Source organism: Syntrophomonas curvata, from assembly GCF_052976825.1.
Genome location: NZ_CM129641.1, coordinates 596,643 through 621,578, shown reverse-complemented (window position 1 = coordinate 621,578; position 24,936 = coordinate 596,643). Strand labels below are relative to the sequence as shown.

Annotated in this window: 2 protein-coding genes (1 of these 2 cut by a window edge); both read right to left on the bottom strand. The window is 46.2% G+C overall.

Annotated elements, in window-relative coordinates:
- Positions 1–11,893, bottom strand: partial view of a non-ribosomal peptide synthetase gene (locus tag ACU70B_RS02705; protein WP_447184824.1) — the 5' portion only. Its footprint begins 8,465 nt before the window's first position; 11,893 of the gene's 20,358 nt are visible here — the first part of the coding sequence; its start codon is at positions 11,891–11,893; its stop codon lies off the left edge, out of view.
- Entirely contained in the window at positions 11,890–24,936 is a 13,047-nt protein-coding gene (locus tag ACU70B_RS02700) for an SDR family NAD(P)-dependent oxidoreductase (protein WP_447184823.1), read from the bottom strand. Before ACU70B_RS02700 ends, ACU70B_RS02705 begins: the two co-directional genes overlap by 4 nt.

Below are 24,936 nucleotides of genomic sequence, written 5' to 3'. Positions count from 1 at the left end.
ACAGCGGATCAAAATCGGCAAAACCTGTTAGGAAGCCACCCCATTTGCTATAACTTTTACATTGTTCTACGGCTTCCTGAGGTTGCGGATGAAAGAATCCTTCTAATGACCAGCGGTCTTCAGGAATCTCTGATATACAATCCTGGCCGGTTTCTAAATTTCGCCAGAACTGATTTAGATCTGTTGCTTGCGGATAACGCCCACTTATGCCTATGACGGCAATAGGTTCGCGTATGGCATTACCTGGATTTAAAGATGTAATTTCATGAGATTGCTTTCCCTTCCTCAATAGGTTCAATCCTTGATACCCGCCGGTATGATCGACTGGCGAGGATATCGCCTGCATGGTTGATTCAGTTAATCCCGCCCACTTCATACACTCCTGAGGATAGTTCGCAGCCAAATACCCGGCCAGTGCACCTAAGGTTTGATATTCATAAAACAGGGTTTTGGATAATTCTCCGAATACAAGTTTCAGTTCTTGATTGAGCTTCGTAATCATCATGGAATCAATTCCATAGGATTCTAATGGCTCATCTGTATCGATCCTGTCATTACTCAACTTTATGGTTTTGCCCAATAACCATTTCATCTTATTTGTGGTTTTTTCAAGCAGCAATTGGGGTTCGTCAATTGATATGAATATTTCCGTTGTCGGCTCTTTTGATCGAAGAAATCTATTCGCAAACAAGCCTTCGTAGTTTTCAACCAGGTAATTCGCTAATCCTTCCAGGGTCGGATACTTTCCAAATATGATGCCGGTCAATCCCAGATCATATTCCCGATTAAGTATACCGGCCAATTCGGAAAATAAAATCTGATCAAGGCCGTATTCAATAAAGTTGGTATCATCATCAATATCCTCAGCCCTAACGTTCAGCAAACCTGATACAGTTTGCTTTAAAGCAGGTTTAAGTTCATTCAGTAATCTGGTATTAGCTATCCCGATATCAAAATCAGATATTGGCGATTTCGTTACCTTCCTGAGAAACATTGCTTGCTTCATTTGTTCAAGAACCCCTTCCATCACCATAATCTGATCATTGCCGGAAGGTAGGCTTTGATATAAGGCCTGTATGCCGGTTGAGGTCTGCATGGCAACCAGACCCGTATTTTGCAGAATCATCTCTTCAGTTTCTTTATCGACATGCATTCCGCCCTCTTTCCATAGCGGCCAATTGATCGACAGGGTCTGTCCGCAGCGCTGGCCTGCAGCTACTAACGTATTTCTGAACCCGGCATAATTATCCATAAAGGCGTTGGCAGCCGCATAATCAGCCTGACCCGCATTGCCCACGGCTCCCGCCCCGGAAGAAAAGAGGATGAAGCAGTCCAGGCTCAGATCCTTGCTGGCCTGGTCTATATTAATCAGCCCGGCAACCTTGGGGGCCATAACTTCCAAGAATTCTTCTTTTGTTTTTTTGATGATGAAATTATCCCGGATTACCCCTGCCCCGTGGATGATACCATTAAGCCTTCCATATTTTTCCCGGACGGTTTGCAGCAATTCATCTGTATCCTGCTTTTGGCTTACATCAGACTGCCTGTATTCAACCCGGGCACCCATTTCCTCCAGCTCTTTAAGCCGGGCTTGCTGGTTTTCATTGAGCCATGATCTTCCCGTGAGAATCAAGGTTGCAGCTTTTGCTTTTCGGGCGATTTCTCTGGCAAAGATCATTCCTAATTCTCCGGCTCCGCCGGTAATTAAATAGACCCCCCGGTCTTTCCAGGGGATCTGGGTTGCTTCATTATTTATTTCAATTTCATTCCAGCTATGAAGATATCGTTTGCCGTCCTTATATCGAATATGGCTGTCAACGGGGCTGCAGCTGTTTTCCTTCAGTTTTTCGATTATGCCTTGGGTATCTTCCCCAGGCTCGATTTCAATCAGTTGCCCAAATAGTTTGGGATTTTCCAATTGCGCACTTTTCAGCAGGCCGGAAAGCCCGGAGAAAAGCTGCCGTTCATTTTCAGCGGTAACTATTATCTGCATCAATACTTTGTTTTTAGGTTTATCCCGGAGAATTTTCCGGGTTTCTTCAAAGGCTTGAAGAGCATAGTTTTGAAAACGTTCGGCGATACTTTGTTGCCGGGATTGCATAACAATGCATTGAACCCCGCTTAGTTGAGATTCGATGACTTCCGGAGAAATATTGTCCGGCTCACAAAGCAGCACCAGATGCCGGGCGTATTCAGGAACCGCTTTTGGCCTGATAAGCTTTTCTTCTTTCCAACCGGGTCCAAGCAACATTGTACCTATATTCGTTCCTCTATCATTACTTGCCTCAATTCCGGGTACCCAGTAGCGTTCCTGGGCAAAAGGATAGGTAGGCAAGCTGATACGCCGGGGCTTGATTTTACCGTAGAGTTTATTCCAGTCAAATTTCAAACCCTTGACCCAGAGATCCAGGAGCTTGGTGTATTCTCTTCGCTCAATCCACCTATTAAGGTTCTCCTGCATTTCTTTATCCGCCAGGGTGTTTTTATTGCGCTTAACGTGCCCGCGATACAAGTATTCAATGCCGTCCTGTCTATGCAAATAACCCTGCAGCTTCCCGGTAAATTCTGTCATTGATTCTACGATTAAACCCAGCCGTTCTTCCATAGCTTCCCGTCCTACCTGTAATGTATAGGCTATATCCGCAAGATCGGTTTCGGAGTACCGCTCTTCTTTGATTGCATTCAGTAACAATCTTACCTGTTCCTTCAGCCGGTCTTCATTTTTGGCTGACAGCACGATAACCGCCGGATTTCGCGCACTTATACCGATTAGATGGCGTTCGGCTTTAGGAATGTATTCTTCAATGACTACATGAGCATTGACCCCTCCAATTCCAAATGAACTGATACCGGCTCGCCTCGGCAGGTCATTGCCTCGCGAATCCTGCAAAGCCTTCCATTCTTCTGTCTCGCGTACTATGTAGAAGGGGCTGTCTTCCATCTGTATGTAAGGATTGATTTTATCACAGTGCAGGCTTTTGACCAGGGTTTTATGTTTAAGCTGCAAAAGGATCTTAACTATACCTGCGACTCCCGCGGCTAATGCCAGATGTCCAATGTTGGTCTTTACCGAGCTCATTCCGCAACAGGCGTTTTTAACCTCTGAATCTCCCGCTGCCTCATAAAGCTCTTTGAAGGCTGAGATCAATGCTTTGACCTCAATGGGATCACCTAGTTCTGTGCCGGTACCATGGGCCTCAATGAAGCTTACTGTCCTGGGATCGATACCTGCCTTGGTATAGGCAGTCTTCAGCAATTCCACCTGAGCTTTGGGATTGGGGGCTGTAAGCGAACTGGCCCGGCCTCCGTGGTTAACGGCAGTACTGCGTATCACTCCCCAAATGTGATCTCCTGTTTCTTCCGCGGTACGGAGCTTTTTAAGGAATAGCATTCCTGCTCCTTCACCAAGCGCAAAACCGTCAGCTTTATCCGAAAAAGCTCGGCATCGTCCATCTTTACTCAAAGCCTTGGCTTTATCAAAACTGATATATACTTCTGGTGAAACAATAGCATTGACCCCGCCCACCAAAGCCATATCACAGCTCCCGTCCTGTATGGCGGCTACACCGCGATGCAGCGCAACCAGTGAACTGGAACAAGCAGTTTCGACGGGTTCGCTCGGTCCATGAATGTTCAGAAAATAGCTGACCCGATTCGGACCGATGGAAGGCGGGTTATTAATAGCGGTCAATCCGTCTATGGGTAAATCAGCCCTGGCCAGCAGGGAGTTGTAACCGGAACTCCCGGTACCTACAAATATCCCCGTCCTGGTTCCCGACAGGCTTTCCCCGGAATATCCCGCATCTTCTATTGCCTTCCAGGCATGGATCATAAGCAGACGCTGCTGCGGGTCCATCAGCTCGGCTTCCCGGGGAGAAATTCCAAAAAATAATGGATCAAAATCCCCTGCTCCATCTATAAATCCGCCCCATTTGACCTTGGTCTTATTAATTTCCGTTTCAGCATCCCCGTAATAATCCCGCCAATCCCAGCGATCCGGGGGTATTTCCGTTATACAATCCCTGCCTTCCTCCAGATTCCTCCAGAATTCATTAACGTCCCTTGCCATGGGGAACACCCCGCTCATCCCTATAATGGCAACAGGTTCAGAAATAAATGCATCCTGTTTGGATACAGGCAGCCCCCACGACTCTCTCGTAAACCGGGAATGCCATTTGGGGCCGAAAGAAAGGGGTTTTTCTTCTTCGGGTTGTTCAGCAGGCTGTGCAGTATCCTGAACGCTGTTTTGTACTGCAAAATGGCCGGCAAACAGACTCTCGTATTCTCGAGCCAGGTATTCAGCAAGGCTGTGAAGGCTGCTATATTCAAAAAATACGGTAGGCAATAGCTTGATTTGGAATTTACGGTTTAATCGGTTGGTCAATTTGGTCAAGGAGATTGAGTCAAATCCATACTTGATAAACTCAGTGTCAGTATCAATTTCTTTATTAACCTTCAACAATTCGGCTGCTTCCAGCTTCAGGGCATTTTCTAATTTGCCTGTCAGGCTTCCGGTATCAAAATTAATTGTTGGATGAAATGATGTTTTTTGCGGATCAGGGCCAGCCTTTATTCCTGCCAGTTTTTGCTTCACTCTCGGTAAATCGCCTCTGATTACAACTACCTGGTTTTTACCGGAAGCAAAGCCTTTGTACAAAGCCTGGATGCCGGTTTCTGTATCCATGGCGATCATTCCCTCATTATGGAACATTGTTTCTTCCGTTTCGATATCAACACGCATTCCACCGTCTTTCCATAACGGCCAATTGATAGAAAGCGTTTGGCCATTTCTGCGTTTTGATTTCATCATAGAGTTGCGGTACCTGGCAAAGGCATCCATAAACGCATTGGCCATAGCATAGTCGGCCTGACCGGAAGAACCCAGGAAGCCTGTCACCGATGAAAAGATGAGGAAGAAGTCCAGTTCCAGTTCCCGGCTGGCTTGATCCAGATTAATAAGCCCCGCAACTTTCGGAGCCAGTACTGTTTGTACCTCTTCCCGCGTCTTGTTTATGATATAACTGTCTCTGACCAATCCTGCGGCATGTATGATTCCATCGAGACGACCATATCCTTCAATTATGTTCCTGATCAAGTGATTTACGGCCTCTCGATCAGTAACGTCGGTTTCCCTGTATTCTATATTTGCTCCCAGGTCACGGAGTTCCTGAAGAGCGGCTTGCTTATCCTCGGTCAGGGTTGAACGGTCAACAAGCAGCAATGATACATTACCGGCTTTTTGGACAATTTCCTGGGCGAGAATAAGTCCCAGCCCGCCGGTCCCCCCGGTAATCAGGTAGGTGCCGCCGTCTTTCCAGGGAACATCTATATCGCCCGGTGAAACTTCTAACTCATTCCAGTCGGCTACATAGCGTCTGCCATTCTGATAACGGATATGAATGTCATCAGGACATAACCGGTTTTCTTCTAACGCATTGATTATTTCAGATCCTTCCGCCATATCTGTCTCAATCATCTGTCCTATAAAACTTGTATTTTCCAACCGCGCAGTTCTCAGCAATCCTGAAAGCCCGGAGAATAGTTGTTTTTCGGCTTGGGTTGGAACGACAACTTGAACCAATACATTACCTTTATACTTTTTCTTGAACAGGTGTTTAATCTTCTCCAACACTTGCACGGCATAGAGCTGGAAACGTTCCCCTATTCGTGTTTCCTCGGATCTCAGGACAACAGATTGCACACCCCCCGTTTGATTTTCAATATCAACTTCACAGAATATCACAATATGTTCAATGTATTTACGGGATTCGTCCTTTCCGGCTATAGCCTCTTCTTTCCATACAGGTTCGAGCATCAGGGTTCCAATGGCTGATAAAGAGGCTGGCGTTTTAAATTCTCCCTCCAATACTCTGGTTGAAAAACCTTTCATGCGAACACAGATTTCCCCGGCTTCATTACACAAGTCGATATCGATTTTATGTACCTTATCCCCAACCTTGCTTCCTTTGCTGTATCGTGCGTAAGCCCACACGGCCATTGAACATGGTTCTATGACTTCAACTTCTTCCAGGGCAAACGGCAGCGGCAGTTCATGTTTGTCCAGGTCATTCATTACGAATATGGTTGCCGCCTGTATTGCCGCATCCATAATGCTCGGGTGCAATACATATATATCCTGGGTATCAAAAACGGAAGCAGGCAAAAACAGCCGGGCCAATACGCAACCCTGACCCACATATACCTTTTTAACACTACGAAATGCCTGGCCATGGTATATACCCTGATTCCTTGCATCCTCATAAAACTGAACAGGTGAGATAACTCCGTGCTTGCACCTGGTCTGTAAATCAGCCAAATCCAGTATTGGAAGCTCTGAGTCTGCATATAACTCTGCGCTGCCCTGACTGTGCATGATCGGTTCGGAGTTTATTCCGGCCTCACTATATATTTCATATGCAATGCTTCTGTTGTTTTCAGGTAAAAGAACAATATTCACCTTAACCGGTTCATTATCAGCCACAATAGGCTGAGCCCAGACAATGTTTTTAAGCCGTATATATGTGTGCCCATCTATCATTCGACCTGCCGACTGGCTGACGGCAGCCCTGGCCATCTCAAGATAAGCCACACCGGGTAAAACTGATTTTCCCCGCACAACATGATCAGCCAGGAAAAATTCCTGACCTGAAAAAGTGGAACTGAACCGTTGTTCCAGGAGATCAGAGGTGTTTTGGTGCAGTAATGGATTAAGGCCACTTGCTGTTGCCCAGGAGTTTTCTCCAGCCCCGGTTGAACTGGCCGCTGCAGGCAGCCAATAGGGTTCCTCGGCAAAAGGATAGGTTGGCAAGCTCATTCGGCAAGGTCTGGTGTTGGAGTAAAGCGATTCCCAGTCCACATGAGGAATGCTGGTCCACATCCGGGCCAGTTTATGCAATTTCCCCCGGGAGATCCATTTATTGATCAGTTCGGCAGTTTCCTCATTGTCATAAAACCACGTAACAAAATCTTTGGACTGTTTGATACTTCCTCTAAAACAACCTTCTATGGGTTCTTTTCCATGGAGATAATCCTCTAATTTTTGCGTTAACTCATTTATATTTTCGGCTACAAAGACTGCCCGGTTATCCATGGCCTCCCGTCCAACCTGGAATGTATAAGCCAAGTTGGCTAAATCTATATTGTCCTCCCCATTTACCTTTATGAACTTCAGGAGCTCTTGCACGTACACTCTGAGCCGGTCATTGTTTTTAGCCGATAGAGGTATAATGCAGCAATTATTGGAATTGCCATAACCCTGGAGTTGGCCTGGATATGTATACTGTTCAAATATGGCATGAGCATTGGTTCCCCCGATTCCGAATGAGCTCAGCGCTGCCCTGCAGGGTATTGGTTTTTCCTCTAACTCTGTAAGTTTGTCAACGACATAAAAGGGAGAGTCCCCCATCTCAAAATCCCGGTTTGGCTCTCTGAAGTTTATTGACGGAGGTATTACATTATGGTAAAGGCTCAATGCAACCTTAATGCAGCCTGCCAGCCCTGCAGTCGAATCCAAATGTCCTATATTGGTTTTTACAGATCCAATTCCGCAAAACTGTTTCCTACTGGTGTATTGTTTATATATATCATTTAAAGCTGCAAACTCGATCTGATCTCCCAGCTTGGTTCCGGTACCATGCGTCTCAATATAACTGATTGACTCAACATCTATTTGGGTTGTGTCCAATACCTTCTGAATCACATCCGCCTGGCCTTTTACACTGGGGGCATAGAAACCGGCCTTATCCAACCCGTCATTGTTTACACCGATTCCTCTTAGAATCGCATAAATGTGATCCCTGTCCCTGATGGCATTTGCAGCTTTCTTAACCAGAACAACAGCTACTCCTTCTCCTCCGATCATTCCATCTGCTGAAGCATCAAAAGCCTTGATGTGTCCGTCACTCGAGAAATTCAATCCAGGTTGATGAACATAGCCCAGGCTGGGATGGGAGTGTATTGCAGCAGCCCCGATCAAAGCGTACCCGGCTTCATCAAACTTAAGGCTCTGGTACGCTGAATACAACCCTACCAGAGAGGAAGAACAATTTGAATGCACAAAGTAACTGGGGCCTTTTAAACCCAGCTTATGTGATATCATGGTCGGAATTGTTCCATCCTGAGCTAAAAGCCACGATACATAGCCGTCCGAATCCTCCATCACTTGAGCAGAACTGCCGGGTAAAGATGCCTGATAGAAATTATTGCTTGCTGACATGAAGACACTCGTGTCCGGTATCTGTTTGACAGCATAACCCGCGTCCTCTATGGCCTTCCATGAATGGGTCAATAACAGCCTCAGTTGAGGGTCCATGATCTCTGCAGCTTGGGGAGAAATATTAAAAAATTCCGGGTCAAACAACTCTTTTCCTTCTATCGTTGATTGTACGGCTATATAATCGGGGTTGCGAATGAGTCGTTCCGATACGCCAAATTCAGCCAGCTCGTCTTTGGTGAAAAACCTGATATTTTCTTTGCCCTCCCTTAAATTGTTCCAAAATTCAAAGTGATTTTTAGCTCCCGGAAAATGACAGGATATTCCTATAATTGCCAGACTGTCTTGATAATACTCTGGTAGTGAATCTAAAACGTGTTCAAATCTATCAGGACTTTTACGATTTATATTTGGAAATATCGGGGTTTCATGTTCTTTTGCAGGGAACCCGTTTTCACCTTTCAGCTCTGCGATGTAGGCGCTGGCAGCCTTGATATTAGGGTGTTTGAACAGATCCGTTACGCTAAAATCACAATCCAATTCCTTCTTTATTCTCGCAGCAGCGGCAACTGCCAGAAGTGAATCTCCTCCTACATCGAAAAACCCGGCTTCCATATCTATGTCATTAACCTGTAAAATTCCCTGCCATATTTTCAGCACTTTCTCTTCTACCTTCGATTCAGGCAGGCTTGTTCTTGGGCTTCCTGCAATAGCTATATCGCGCTTTATTAACTCATTTCGATCGACCTTGCCATTCGGTGTTAATGGTATATTGTCAAGACGCAGGATATGCGACGGTATCATGTATTCAGGCAGGCATGCCTTTAAATGCCTCCGCAGCTCTTGCTGATCGGTCAAATCCCAGGCGTCCTTAGTTGTATAATAGGCAACAAGCTGTTTATTCCCCTCCTGTTCCCGCATCACGGCAACACAGTCTTTGATTCCCGGATGTTGGCCAAGCTGGCTTTCAATTTCACCCAATTCTATACGATATCCCCGGATCTTGATCTGATAATCAATACGTCCTATATATTCAATATTTCCGTCAGGCAGCCACCGGGCCAAATCACCCGTCTTATAAAGCTTGTATCCCTGATTGAAAGGATTGTCGATAAATTTTTCTGCTGTAAGCTCTGGTTTGTTTAAATAACCTCTTGCCAGACCATCCCCGGCAATATGTAATTCCCCTGCAATGCCGATAGGGGTGGGTTTCAGGTTGTTATCAAGGATGTAGATCCGGGTATTGTCTATCGGTTTGCCTATGGTGATCGGCTCGTTTTCCTTTATATGCTGAACTGTTGACCATATGGTGGTTTCTGTCGGACCAAACATGTTCCATACATCACTATTGGTATCCATGAAATTTTGTTTTAACTTACCAGGAAGCGCTTCACCTCCGCAGAGGATCTTGATTTTTTCTTTATTTTTCCAGCCGGTTTGAAAAAGCATGATCCATGTAACCGGAGTAGCTTGCATGATCGTTGGCTTTACCCTTTGAATCTCCTGTTTCAGCTTTTCGATGTCCTTGACTTTTTCTGCACTGCAGATAAAACATTGAGCACCACAGATCAGGGGTAAATATAATTCCAGCCCTGCAATATCGAAACAATAGGTGGTTACTGCCAATAATCTGTCTTGTGAATTTATGCCGGGTTGTTTTCCCATTGACAGGAGAAAGTTGGTTAATGCCTTATGGGGTATCATTACTCCTTTTGGATTTCCTGTACTGCCGGAAGTATAGAGCACATATGCCAAATGCTCCGGTTTTACCTCTTGCTTGGGTACTTCCAGACCGGCTCGTTGTTGTATTGCTTCCCAATCTTGATCCAGAAGGATCGATTGGATTGAGCTGCCAACCATTCCGGGCATTTTGGGCATCAATTGGGATTGGGCCAGTACAAATCCTATTCTACTGTCCTGGATCATATACTCCAATCGCGCCTGCGGGTAATCTGGATCCAACGGTATATAAGCGCCTCCTGCTTTCATGATCCCCAATAAACCCACGATCATCTCCAATGATCGCTCCACACAAATTCCCACCAGACAGTCAGGACCTATTCCCAGTTTCTGAAGATAGACGGCCAGACAGCTGCTTTTATCGTCCAACTCCCGATAGGTAAGACAATCCCCCTCGTAATTAACGGCAACAGCATCCGGTGTTTTTTGCGCCTGAATTGCAAACAGCTCATGAAAGCATTTATAAGGATAATCTGCCTGGGTCGCATTCCAATCAACCAGTACAGCAGTTTGTTCTCCGGTTGTAATAAAAGAATAGTCTCTCACAGGCCTAGTTGGATCTTGGGCAATTTCTTCAGCAAGTTTTATATAGTGTTCCATCATTCGCAGTATCGACGGTCTGTCAAATAGATTGGAATCATATTTGAAATTGACCGTAAATCTTTCATCCTGCTCAAAGACTTCAATTGTTAAGTCATACTCACCTTCCTGGTGGATCTCTTCAATAAATTCTATGAGAAGCGTATTTTGATATTGCCTCTCTATCTGTCTCAAACCTTGGAAACCATCAAAGTTCTGGAAGTAAAAGGCGGTTTGAAAAACAGGATGATTGGTACGCTCGCGATTTACGTTCAACTCTCTGACTAATACCGGAAAGGGGTATGTTGCATGATCTAATCCATCGACAACATTGAATTGTAATTCATGGATAAATTTATTAAAAGGCTGTTGCTCTGCCAGATGACTTCTTATTGGAAGCATATTTATAAAATAGCCCATTAGATCATCAAATCTTTCTTCCGGACGTACTATCGCCGGCATACCTACAATAATATCCTCCAAGCCGGTATAGCGATATAACAGCACCTTATAGATCCCCAATAGAACGATTGATAAATTGGTTTGGTGAGCTTGAGCAAAGTCTTTCAATCCTGCAGTCAGTTCAAGTGACAGACTGCTTGTACAGCTCTGACCGTCTGATTTATTTGATGGAGAACGGGGCTTATCCGCTGGCAGTTCCAGAACCGGCAGTCTACCTGATAATTTCTTTCGCCAATAAGCAAGATGCTCTTCAGCATCCTGACTTAATAACATTTCTTGTTCCCATATGACAAAATCATTATATGTTGTTGAATGAGGGGTTATTGTTAGCTCTTTCCCATCAATAAGATCTTTATATGCATCCAATAGTGATGTGATCAGCAGCAGCATGGAACTCCCATCAATAACGATATGATGAACAACGATCAATACAATATTCTCTTGTTGGGAACGGGAGAAAAGATGGAATCGCATCAAAGGCCCACTTTCCAACGCAAATGGTTCTTGGGCTTTTTTCCTTAGATACACAAAGATTTCGTTAGATTCAAGATGCGAAATATCTTCGTGTTCAAAGAAAAGCGGTTTAGACGGCTTGATTAATTGGTAAGGGACTCCATTATCCTCGCCAAATATACTGGAGAGGATAGGAAACTGTTCCAGAATAAAGTGACAGGTCTTTTTAAATATCTCTATATCCAATGTCTGATTAACACGAAAGCAAATAGGAAGGTTATAGGAACTCAGATCAGGTAAGGATTTTTGTAATATCCATAAACCTTTCTGACCTTCGGCAAGAGGCTGTTTCATGGATTGTTGTTTAATCATGCGAAGCCGTTCCTTTACATCATCTTCCGCTAGTTTACCTTCTTTATATGCCATGAGAATCTCTTTGCGGTTCACATTATCACTCCTTCATCTAGCAATCTCTCAATTTCTTCTAGAGTTAATTCTCCTTGTTTGAATTTCTGCAAAGCCTCACTTTCCGGCTCATTTACCCGTCTGTATTTTTGATCATTTCTGGTTGTTTTATCAAACTGTGCGATTTGGGGTTTATTCAAAGCTCCAATTTTTGCAGCTATATAGGCCGATAATGAATTGACACTAGGATTCTCAAGCATTTCGCGACCGGTAATCTTTATTCGAAAGTCCTTCTCAAATTTGCGTATGATTTTCATGATCACTATCGAATGAATACCATAATCGCGTATGTTTTTATTCAACTTGATCTGGGTTGGGTCCATATCCAGTTCCTTAGATAAGAACTGCACGACATAATCCTGAATATATTGCTGTGATGCATTGTTATCTTTATTCAACTTTCGATTTTGCTCGTTAGAAGGTGGTGCCAAAGCTTTTGGATAATCACCCTCCAGCCCGTCAGACACCCAATACCTCTCTTTAGCAAAAGGATAAGCAGGCAAAGCTATCCTTTTTACCTTCTGTCCTGTATAAAGCGATTTCCATGGGATGTTTCCTCCCTGAGTCCAATAGAAGGCCAGTTTTTCGAAATCCTGATTTTCCATGAGTGTTTGGGTCAAATTACCTTCCACCTTTTCCGGAAGCAGGGTTTTGACCTTGATCTCATCGTCATCCAAATCCCCCATAAATACAGGGGTCTCACTTACTATAGCGGTACCATCCTCATACGATTGCAGAACCACCTGCAATGTCTGGGCCAACTCTTCCCAGTCATTGACTACTGAAGAAAGCCGAACCTCCATTGGTTCACGATGTACTTGCAGGGTATAGGCAAGATCCACCAAGCGGAGATCCTTTCGCTGTCCAGCAAGCTCAAGGATTTGGCGGGCGATCGCCATCAAACGCTCCTTGCTCCTGGCTGAAAGAATGATTATTTGAGGAGAATCTATGGGGGTAAGGTCAACGGTTTGTTCTGAAACTGGAATATATTCTTCCAGGATTATATGTACATTGGATCCGCCGGCTCCGAATGAACTCACTGTAGCCCGCCGCGGGAATTCTCGTTCGTCCCCATCTACAGTAAGCACCGGCCGTTTCCAATCTTCAAGTTCCCGCTGTAGATAGAACGGTGTATTATCAAAACAAATATTTGGATTCATGGGATCAGCAACTACCGTCGGAACCAGTTTCTTATGCTGAAACTGCAGGATGACCTTGCTCAACTGAGCGATCCCCGAAACGGCTTCGGAATGACCAAAATTGGACTTTACTGACCCGATCGCACAATACTGACTGTCTGATGTGAATCGCCGAAAAGCTTTACTCAGTGCGTTCACTTCAATAGCATCTCCAAAATCTGATCCATTGGCAGCTGACTCTACATAGGTGATGGTCCTGGGATCAATTCCTGCTTTAACGAAGTTCTCCTCAAAGAGTTGTGCCTGCAAACTCAGATTAGGTACGGAATAACCGTTAGTATGTCCCCCATGATTGACCGCAGTGGATTTTATAACAGCTAAAATGTCGTCACCATCTTGAATTGCTTTTGAAAGAGGCTTTAATAAAACGGCGCCGACACCTTCTCCAGGAAGATACCCATCTCCATCGGCAAAGGCCCTGCTGTTAAAATGGCTTCCAATCTCCTCCTTGATGCTTAAGGCCAGGTACTTGTTCGGATGGATCGTAAGATTGACGCCACTGGCAATGGCCATTAAGCAATCACCATTCATCAAACTCTCGCAAGCCATATGGATCGCAGTGGCAGAAGATGAACACATTGTATCTACAGCTATGCTGGGCCCTTGCAGATTAAAGAAGAAAGAAATGCGGTTAGCAATGGCGCTGTAGGAATCTATGGAGATCTCAGCTGCTTTGGCTACATCGGCTGAAAATGACTGGTATTGATGAAACATAGCACCCACATAGAATCCGACACGGGATTGACATTGATCCTGAAGGTCTTTGCGTGTATATCCCGATGACTCCAGTAAATTCCACACGGTCTGCATCAAAAGGCGCTCCTGAGGATTCATCACTATTGCTTCACGTGGTGAAATGTTGAAGAAGAGAGGGTCAAACTTATCTACATCTTTTAAGAAACTTCCCCATTTACAATAGGTTTTTCCGGTCACATTCCTGTTTTCATCGTAGTAGAGACTGTGATCCCAACGGTCTTTGGGTACCTCAACGATGCAATCTCTGCCCTCTTGCAAAAGATCCCATAGCTCTCCCATGTTTTCTGCTTCAGGATAGCGCCCGGCAACACCGATTATGGCGACATCTGTGACTCCTGATACCTTTTCCGGTTCGGTTTTTGTATAAGTCGGCATGAAACGGGAACGCCGACCGCTCGCCTGGGATGCTTTGACTGTCTTCGGCTCTGTTGCTGCGGCTTCAGTTTCTCCGCTGGCCCCATCCTTGGCCTTGATTCCCAGTAACTCTGTCAACTGTTCCGTATAGTTATCGATAAAATACCCGGCCAAATCCCGGATATTCAAATATTCGAATAACAGGGTCTTCGGCAGCGATCCAAATATTATTTCCAATTGATTGGTCATCTTCGTGACCATTAACGAATCTATCCCGTATTTCTCCATGGGTACATCTGCTTCGATACGGTATCCAGGTAGTTTGATGATGGAAGAAAGCAGATTCTTCAAATAATTTTCCGTTTTTATCCGGAGAATGTCTTGTTTAATGAACGGCAATGCTTTATTATCATCTGGTTTGGCTACCGGTATTCGTGTTACGGGGGCTTGCCTTGAAGTCATTTTTCTGATCTGCTTAAGATCACCATTCATCACCATAAGCTGGTCTTTACATAAAGATAATCCCTGGTACAGCGCCCTGATGCCGGCTGAGCTCTCCATGGCGATTATACCCATGGTTTGCATCAGCATCTCTTCGGTTTCTGCATCGACCTTCATTCCGCTCTCTTTCCATAACGGCCAGTTGACGGACAGCGTCTTCCCTTGTCTCTGCTGCAACGCTGCCAGGTTGTTGCGATATCCGGCATAGGCATCCATAAAAGCATTGGCGGCTGCGTAATCAGCCTGGCCAAGGTTGCCTAAGGCTCCCGCCACCGAAGAGAAGAGTATGAAGAAATCCAGATCCATATCCCGGCTGGCCTGATCCAGGTTTACTAATCCGTTTACCTTGGAAGCCAATACTTCTTCGATTTCCTCTTTTGTTTTCTTAATGATGTAGTTATCCCTTATCACGCCGGCACTATGGAGAATGCCATCCAGGGTCCCGAATCTTTCCCTGATATGCTTCATCAGATCAATAACTGCTTTTTGGTCGGATATGTCGACCCGCCTGTATTCTACCCGGGCACCCAATGCCTCAATCTCATTGATCTGAGCTTCTTTGTCCTGGTTAAGCTTTGACCTCCCCGTAAGGATCAGGGTGGCATCTTTTACTTTGCCGGCGATATCTCCGGCAAAGATCATACCCAATCCTCCGGCTCCGCCGGTAATTAAATAGACCCCCCGGTCTTTCCAGGGGATCTCTTCGTTTTCTCTGACATCTTCAATTTCATTCCACCCTAAAATATATCTTTTACCGTCTTGATATCGTATCTGGTTATCTGAGGGACTTTGGCTGTTTTCTTTCAGTTTTGCAATGATCCCTTCCAAGCTTTCTCCGGCTTCTATTTCTATTACCTGCCCTATGAGTTTGGGATTTTCTGATTGGGCGGTCTTTAATAGTCCTGTTAATCCGGTAAGCATTTGTTGTTCCTCTTCTCCCGAAACCACAACCTGTACCAATACTTTGCCCCCGGCCTTGTTTTTCAAGATTGTTTGAATCTCTTCGAAGGTCTGAATGACATAGTCATTAAACCGTCCCTCAATGTTATCCTGACCGGATACCAGGGTGAGGCAGCGTACCCCTTTCATCTGCTTTTCCAGGTTTCTCCGGCTTATTTTACTTAGTTCACTGATGATTACCAGATGATCTGTATACTCAAATACGCCTTCCACTGTAACGGGGTATTCCTGCCAATCGGGCCTGAGCAGCAGCGTTCCTATGTTGCCGCCTGATACTACGCTATCCTCTTCAGCGCTTTCCAAATCTCTGGATGAGAAGCCTCTCATCCGTACACAAACGGTTCCATTTTCATCACATATATCTATATCCATTTTAAGTCCCTTGGCACTAGTTTTTCTTCCGTCGCTGTATCGAAGCAGCGCCCACATCTTGGAGGTGCAGGGTCCCAGCACTTCCATCTCTTGCAGGGCAAAAGGCACCGATGCTTCCAGGGAATCATCAGCGTCTCCGGACCCTATCATCAAACCGATAGAGGACTGCAGAGCAGCATCCATCAAACTGGGATGTAATACATATTGATTCTGTGTATTTAAAACGGAGAAAGGCAAGGACAGTCTGGCCAGGGCTTGATCCGCTCCGATATATACCTCTTCAATCCCGCGGTGTCCCGGACCATATATGATCCCCATCTCTTCATATTTATCGTAGCATTGGCCGGGTGATAGTCTTTTTTGACTGCATTGGGCCTGCAGGACAGCCAAATCGAGTGATGGAGCTTCGGTGACCGGCTGCAGTATGGCGTTGCCCTGGCTGTATATGACAGGTTCTTCTTCTTTGCTTTCCGGCCGGGTATAGATTTCATAGGCGATCTCTCCGCTCTCCTCGGGGTAAATTCCGATATGCACCTGGACGGGCCGATCTTTTACCGTAATCGGCCTGGCCCATATCACGTTTTTAAGCTTTATCCTGCCCGGCTCTTCTATTAAGCCATCGGTTGCCTGCTCGATTGCTGCCCGGGCCATCTCCAGATATGCAACTCCGGGCAGCATATTCTGACCCTGTACGATATGATCCTTAAGGAAAAATTCCTGTCCGGTAAAGGTAGAACTGAACCGCTGTTCCGACAGGTTGGAGGTATTTTGATGAAGCAGCGGATGAAGTACGGCAGATATAACCTGGCTGGCTTTCCGGCTTGCAGATGGTGAATCTGTTTCAGGTATCCAGTAGCGCTCTCTGGCAAAGGGATAGGTGGGCAGACTGATCCGGCGGGGTTTCACTTCCCCGTAGAGCTTGTTCCAATCGAAGTTCAAACCCTTTACCCAAAGGTTCAGAAGCTTGGCATATTTCCCCCGTTCAAACCATTTGGCGATGGTTTCCTGCATCTCTTCATCAGCGGCTAATACCGACAGGGTGTCTTTGTTCCGTTTTACCTCTCCCATGTACAATTCATCGTTCCTGTCCTGTCCCGTTGCAAATGCCTCTAGTTTTTCTATGAGCTCAGGTATTGAACCTACTATCACCCCCATGCGTTCTTCCATAGCTTCACGCCCAACCTGCAGGGTATAAGCTATGTCGGCCAGATTGCTCTCAGAGAATTGTTCCTCCTCTATGGCCGCCAGTAATCGCTCGGCCTGTTCCTGCAGCCGCTCTTTGTTTTTCGCTGACAATACGATGATGGCCGGGTTCTGAGGAGTTATGGCGATTGTAGCCCTTTCCGGGTCACGCGGGATGTATTCCTCGATCACGACATGAGCGTTGGAACCCCCCGCTCCAAAGGAGGAGATTCCCGCCGCCCTCGGCATCTCCCGGCCATTTATCACCGGGCGTTTCCATTCCCCCAGTTCCTGCTGGACGATAAAGGGGGTCTCGGCAAAATTTATCAGCGGGTTCAGTTCACTGGCATGCAGGCTCGGCGCGATCTGCCGATGTTTCATTTGCAGCACGATCTTGGCGACGCCTGCTATCCCGGCTGCTGCCTCCGCATGTCCAATATTTGATTTAACTGAACCTAACGCACAGAACCCTTTGTCTTTGGTATCCCGACCGAATGCCTGAGTAAGACCGGTGACCTCGATCGGGTCGCCGAGCTCGGTTCCCGTTCCATGGGCTTCTATATAACTGACAGCCCTGGCATTTACCCCTGCCTTATCCAGGGATGATCTGATCAACTCCCCTTGAGCTATCGGATTGGGAACCTTGTAGCCATTAGTTTTTCCGCCATGATTGATGCTGGACCCCTTGATGACCGCATAGATTTGATCCTGGTCTTCGATTGCCTGCAAAAGGCGTTTCAGTAAAACAGCGCCAACTCCCTCACCGCTTCCATATCCATTGGCCCCTTTGCCGAAGCTTTTACACCTGCCGTCAGGGGAAAGCATACGCATCGAACATAAGTAGGTATAGTTGGTAGGATGAAGGCTCAAATTGACCCCGCCTGCGATCGCCATTTCACATTCTCCGTGACGAAGATGTTCGCAGGCTTCATGGATTGCAGTCAGTGATGAGGAACACATAGTATCATAAGGTATACTGGGCCCTTTTAGATTAAACAGATATGATATCCGGTTAGGCACCGAGGCGAACTGGGTGTGGGGAAATATTTGTTCACCTTTCTTCCATAATTCGGGGCCGTACAGATCGAAGCCGGTCTTGGTGATTCCTGTGAAAACACCGATTCGTCCATTGTATTGTTTGGCAAGTTGTTCCCGGGTATATCCGGCATCTTCCAATACCGACCAGCATGACTCGATAAACAATCGTTCCTGCGGGTCCATATCGAATACTTCCCGAGGTGAGAGATTGAAGAATAACGGATCGAAGTCCGCGAATCCGTCAATGAAACCGCCCTGTTTGCAGTAACTCCTGGCCAGTGCGACCGCTTCGTCGGGATCCGGATGGAAGAAACCTTCCATGGGCCAACGCTCCTCGGGAATCTCCGTTATACAATCGGTTCCCGACTCCAAGATCCTCCAGAACTCATGCATATTTCTGGCCTTGGGAAAACGTCCGGTCATGCCGATAATAGCGATAGGTTCTTGTAAATAGTCTGCCGGGAAATGATTCCGGCCATTGCCGCTTACGGAAGGACTTTCCTGCTTTCTTATTTTATGCTGGGGATACACCGCCAGCACTTCGCTGCTATCATTTGCATCAGCCAACGGATAGTCTGCAGAAGGTTTGTTCCCGTCCAATCCTAAATAAGCGATCAAGGCGTCTCTTTGCGTTGCCAGGAAATGATCCGTTAGAGCGTCTATGGTTTGATATTCAAAGAACAAGGTATTGCTGATGTCGCCAAAAACATCACGCAAGGCATCATTCAACTGGACGATGAAAATCGAATCGATCCCGTAAACTTCCAATGGTTCCGCCGGATCGATCATATTGATCGGGATCTTGAGTACTCCGCCAACCGTTTTCTTGAAAAACGCGACACTTTTCTCCCGGAGCAGCCCGACTTTAATTTCTCCCGCAGGTTTCGCCGGTTGCTTCCCGGAACGCGATCCCAGAGACGGCCTTCTTGCTTCACTCGCCGACATTGTGGCCGTTTGAACCTGCTGTTTATGTTTGATGATGCCGTCACTTTCACAAGCAAGGATCTGTTGACCTAATCCATGCGATTCTGGTATAAGGGAAGAAACGGAGCGGAAGCCCTCATTCTCCAATACCATTTGCCAGGTTCCAGATGATAAGCCGGGACAGCCCGGGATGCGCAGCGTATTGTCCTTATAAAACCACCATCCCTCTAAAAGCCCGAAGGTCAGATGATTGAATATGGTATTGCAGCTTATCTCGTTTAATAGCAGCCACCCATTCTTCTTCAATAATGCTTTGACGTTGCGCAGAGTCTGCCCAATGATTTGCGTAGCGTGCAATACATTGGCGGCGATCACGATATCGTACGCCCCGATATCAATATCCTGCTCATCGACCGGTTTCTCCACATTGAGTATCTTATAACTCAAATAAGGATTCTCTTTGCCATACTCTTTTTCAGCATATAACAGGAAGGCTCTGGAAATATCGGTATAACAGTATTCCTCTATGCATCCCTGGTATGCTCTCAGTTTTTGCAGGACCATGGCGCTGGTCCCGCCGGTACCTGCGCCGATTTCCAGTATCCTGATCCGCTGCGAGGGATCATCGGCGACTCTTTCCCGCACATAAGAAACAACCATGTCGGCCAGCATTCCATTGAAGTAATCTGCAACAATGTTGTTCTTATATATCCCCTCGATCAATACCATCGATGATTTAGGAAACATGATGTCGGTGGCCATCCGCTTGCCGGTGAGTATCTCAGGCAATGCGCGCATAGTTGCCTCGACCAGGACCACTTTTGCTGTCATATCAGGGCTTTTTAACCAAAGTGCTTTTTTTCGATCCCATTCCTGCCAGAGATCATCTATATTGACCGGCATGGTATCAGTTACAGTGTATATAGCGCCATCATAGCGAAGGTAGCCCTCCCTCGCCAAGGCTGCTCTGCTCTCTTCAAACCACCCGCGGAACATGCTTCGCAACGGGGTATCCTCGAAATTCTCAGAGCAGTTGTCCGTAAACAAGCCCAGGGACTGTAATTGTCCCCACAGTAATCTATGGAGAAACTCCTCCATCTCTTCGGTAGTTTCACTGACCTCCAACTCTATTGATGCAACATCCGAATAGTTTGTAATTATGCGCTCCTGTGCCTTGCGGATATCAACGCAAGCGTTTTCCGGCAAGGATATTATTTTATCGTAAGACTCGTTCTTGGTTGGACAACCAGAGGCAATGGATTTTGAGGCGCCAGTTTGCCGCTCACCTGTATTTTCCGTCCCAGAAACCCAATAACGCTCTCTGGCAAAAGGATAGGCGGGCAAGGGAATTCTGCTATACTGTTGGTTCTGGAATAACTGGTCATATTCCAACTCATATCCCTGGACATATAATTCTACTATCGCCGATAGGTTTTCCAAATAGTTTTCTATATCTGCCTTTTGACAGTTAAGGATGCATTCATTGCCGAATTTGGCCAGTGACGGTTGCTCCCGACGACTGTTCTCATGGACTTCGGACACATGGACTTGCGCAACCTGGCCTTTTTCCAGCCATCTATTGAACAACTTGACCAGTTCCTGCTGGTTACGAACAACGCATGCCAATCTATGTTTATGGTGTTTTCTGCCCAATAACAGTGTATAACTCATATCCCCACAGTCAACCGATGATTCTTGTTCACAGAACATAACCAACTGCTCTACTTGTCGGCGAAGTTGTTCCGAACTCAGAGCAGATAAAACTATCATATAACCAGGCCTTTGGGCATGCTGCCGCTCCAACTGCGGGGACTCTTCGATGACCATATGTGCATTGGTACCGCTGAAGCCAAAAGAGCTGACCACTGCACAACGCTTGCCATTGGGTCCGGGCTTCCAATCCTTGAGACTGGTATTAACGTAGAAGGGGCTTTTCTCAAATTGGATGTTTGTATTACCGGATTGAAAATTGAGTGTGGGAGGGATTTGTTTATGCTGCAAAGATAGCAGAATCTTTATAAGCCCTGCAATTCCGGCTGCCGCCGCCGCATGTCCTATATTTGTTTTGACCGATCCTATAGCGCAGTATTCTTCCTTGTGGGTATATTTTCTGAATGCCCTGGTCAATGCCTGATATTCTATGGGATCCCCTAATTTAGTACCCGTTCCGTGGGCTTCCACCATCTGTATCTCTTCCGGCTTAATATTAAAATCATCATATACTGAACATTCCAGCCGTTCTTGGGAAAGTGCACTCGGTGCGGTGATCCCGTTGGTATTCCCATCCTGGTTGATTGCCGTTCCCCGGACAACTCCATAAATATGGTCCCCATCGGTGATGGCCTCTTTCAGCCGTTTCAGCACGACCACGCCAGCCCCTTCCCCTGGTACAAATCCATCAGCTTTGTCGTCAAAGGTATGACAATGTCCGGAAGGCGAGAGCATCCCGGCCCGGTTGCACTTTAAATAAAACTCCGGGGTTGACTGAATAAAAATCCCTCCCGCCAGTGCCATTTCGGTTTCTTTATTCCACAGGCTCTGACAGGCAAGATGAACAGCAACCAGTGAACTGGAACAAGCTGTATCAACAGCTATGGCCGGTCCTTTTAGATCTAAGTAATAGGCGATCCGGGCTGGGATTACCGAACCGGAATTGCCCCAGAACGCCTGAGCCGGAGGGTTATCCTCAAATAATTTATGATAGTCTCCGCCAACATACCCTACATATACCCCGCATTTGCGACCTTTGGTTCCTTTTCCCGCATATCCGGCATCCTCCAGGGCATGCCAGGATTGTTCCAGGAACACTCTTTGCTGCGGGTCCATATAGGTTGCTTCAAGCGCTGATATATTGAAAAAGCGAGCATCGAATTCATCGATATAATCCAAAAAACTACCGTGCCTGCAATAGGCAGATCCTTCCGCATAATACTCTGTCAGATCCCAGCGTGTGACTTCCCCGGTCAACTCCGTACCGTTGGCGAGGTGGGTCCAAAACTCAACGAGCGACCTGGACTGGGGAAACTGACCGCTCATGCCGATGATCGCTATCGGCTCTTGTTGTATAGCCGTATTCACCCCGGCCATCCTCAGTCCCGGTTTATAGTCTTCGCGGGTCAGATCCCTATATTTATAGGTTTCGGGAATAGAAACTACTATTTTCCCGATACTTTCTCTGCTCTCCATGCAGCGATAGGCTTCCTTGATTTCATATAAAGGAAAGGCTTTATGTATCGTCGGGTGGATGATCTTATCCGCTGCCATATCAAGCATTTCCTTTAGATAAGTTTGGATCTTGCCATAATCATCCAGAATGAGCTTTCTGATGTCAACGCTATAGAATACTTGATTATTGTTTAAAACTGATATATCGATGGTCCTGGCTGATTTTAGAGCCGTCATAGCAAGTTCTATATACCTGCCGCCCCTGGACAAGCAATTCATTCCCTTTTGTATGGCATCCCCGGGCAAGGTATTAATAACAACATCTACTCCCTGACCACGGGTAAGTCGCTTGATTTCCTTTTCAAAATCGCTTTCTTGATAGTTGATCAGATGGGGAACACCCAGTTCACCTAAATAGTCCAGCTTACGCTGAGAACCTGCTGTTGCATATATTTCCGTTCCGTAATACTGGGCTAGCTGGACTGCGATTATACCAATCCCGCCAGCCGCCGTTTGGATCAGAATCTTTTCACCCTTTTTCATATTGGCTTTGTGAAAGGCGTCAATTACTGTTATCGCTGCAATAGGCAGGGCACATGCTTCTTCAAAGGATAATTCCCCGGGTTTTTGCATCACCTGTTCTTCCGCACAAGTGACCATGTTGGCCTGCCCTCCCAAGGGTTCTCCCATAAGAGCGATCACTTCATCCCCTGGTTTCACAGATATGACGTCACGTCCCACATCGGCCACGATGCCGCTTGCCTCGAATCCTGGCGTAAACGGGTAAGGCGGCATAGTGGGGTATAATCCTTTAACACAAAGGGAATCGCCAAAATTGATAGAGAATGCACAAACAGCAATACGAACTTCATTATCCTTGAGCTCCGGTACCGGTGACTCAAGCAATTTCAGATCATCTACGGTTCCTGGCCGTTCGATGCAAACCCGATAATAGCTTGGCTGGTTTTTACCTGTTATGGGCTCACGATATGCCGTCTCAGCCTTTACTCCCCAATTTTTCCGGGATTTTCTCAGTCTGTTGTTTTGCGTTGCCCTAGTCGCATACACTTTGTTTTTGTCCTCTGTACTACAAGCAGTATTTTCACTGAACAATTTACTCAGTTCGGGCTTATACTCGGAAACGAGGTGGTCTACCAGTCGATCCACATTGTTATAATCGAACATCACCGTTGTTTTCAAGGTAAGGCCGCACAGCTTGTTGATGAGGTTGACCAGGTTTACAGCCACAATAGAATCTATACCGTACTCGGAAAAGCTTATACTATCACGGATGCTTGATTCTTCCATTTTTAAAGCTTCCGCTATACTTTCCCGGATAGTGGCCCTCACTTGATCGCCTATCATTCGATCGGTTGTATAGCCATTAGCGGGTGTTGGTTGATAATCCCGGGCTATTGGAGGTCGATTTTGCCCGGGACTTGAATGATAATCCCTGGCGCTCGCAGATGCCACTGAACTGGCGCTGGGAGAAATTCGACTCCTCTGCCGAACTACCCCGTCACTTTCGGCAACCACGATCTGCTGCCCTAGATGATGGGCTTCCCAGGCTGGAAAGAAGACTGATCTGAAACCCTCGTTTTCTAGTACCGTCTGCCACGTTTCAGGGTACAATGCGGGGCAACCCGGTATACGCAGTTCCGGATCTTTGTATAGCCACCATCCATCCAGAAGCCCGAATGTCAAGTGGTAAAACAGCGAATTATTGTTAAGTTCATTAAGTAAGATCAACCCGTTGGGTTTTAAGGCGGCTTTCGCATTGCGCAAGGTTTGCCGGATATATTGGGTGGCATGCAGGACATTGGCGGCAATGACGATATCGAATCCGCCTTCAGCAATTCCCTGTTCAGCAATAGGCATTTCTATATTCAGTATCTTGTAGGTAAGATAAGGATTCTCCGAGCCGTACTCTTTTTCGCCATGTATTAGGAAAGCTCTGGAGAGATCTGAATAGCAATATTCTTCAATAGAACCCTGAAAAGGTTTCAATTTGCGAAATACCATGGCACTGGTCCCTCCGGTACCTGCCCCGATTTCAAGTATTCTGATCCGTTCCCCTGGACCATCCTCCAACCGTTCCTTTAAATATGCCACAACCGTATCCGCAAGGATTTCGTTATAGAAATCTGAAACATCGTTATTCTTATAGATGCCTTCAACCAATTCCGTCGAAGAATTAGGGAAAAGAATATCTGTTGCCAGCACCCTCCCCTTTAGGATCTCCGGCAGTGCTTGCACTGTTGCCTCAAGTAAGGTAACCCTGGCCTTTAGACCGGAATCTTTTGACCATCGACCCTTTCTTCGGTTCCACTCATCCCAGGCGGCATCCATATCCTTCGGGTCAGAATCTAACACGCGATATGACTGACCATCGTAACGGAGGTAAGCATTACGGCTTAAAACAGCCAGGCTTTCTTCGAACCACCGGGCATAGGTGAACCGTATCCCAGCGGTTGCTATACTGTCGACTGTTACCATATCTTCTTTTAAAAACATCCCCATGGACTGCAGCTGTCCCCAAAGCAGTTTACAAAGAATCATATCCATCTCGTTCAT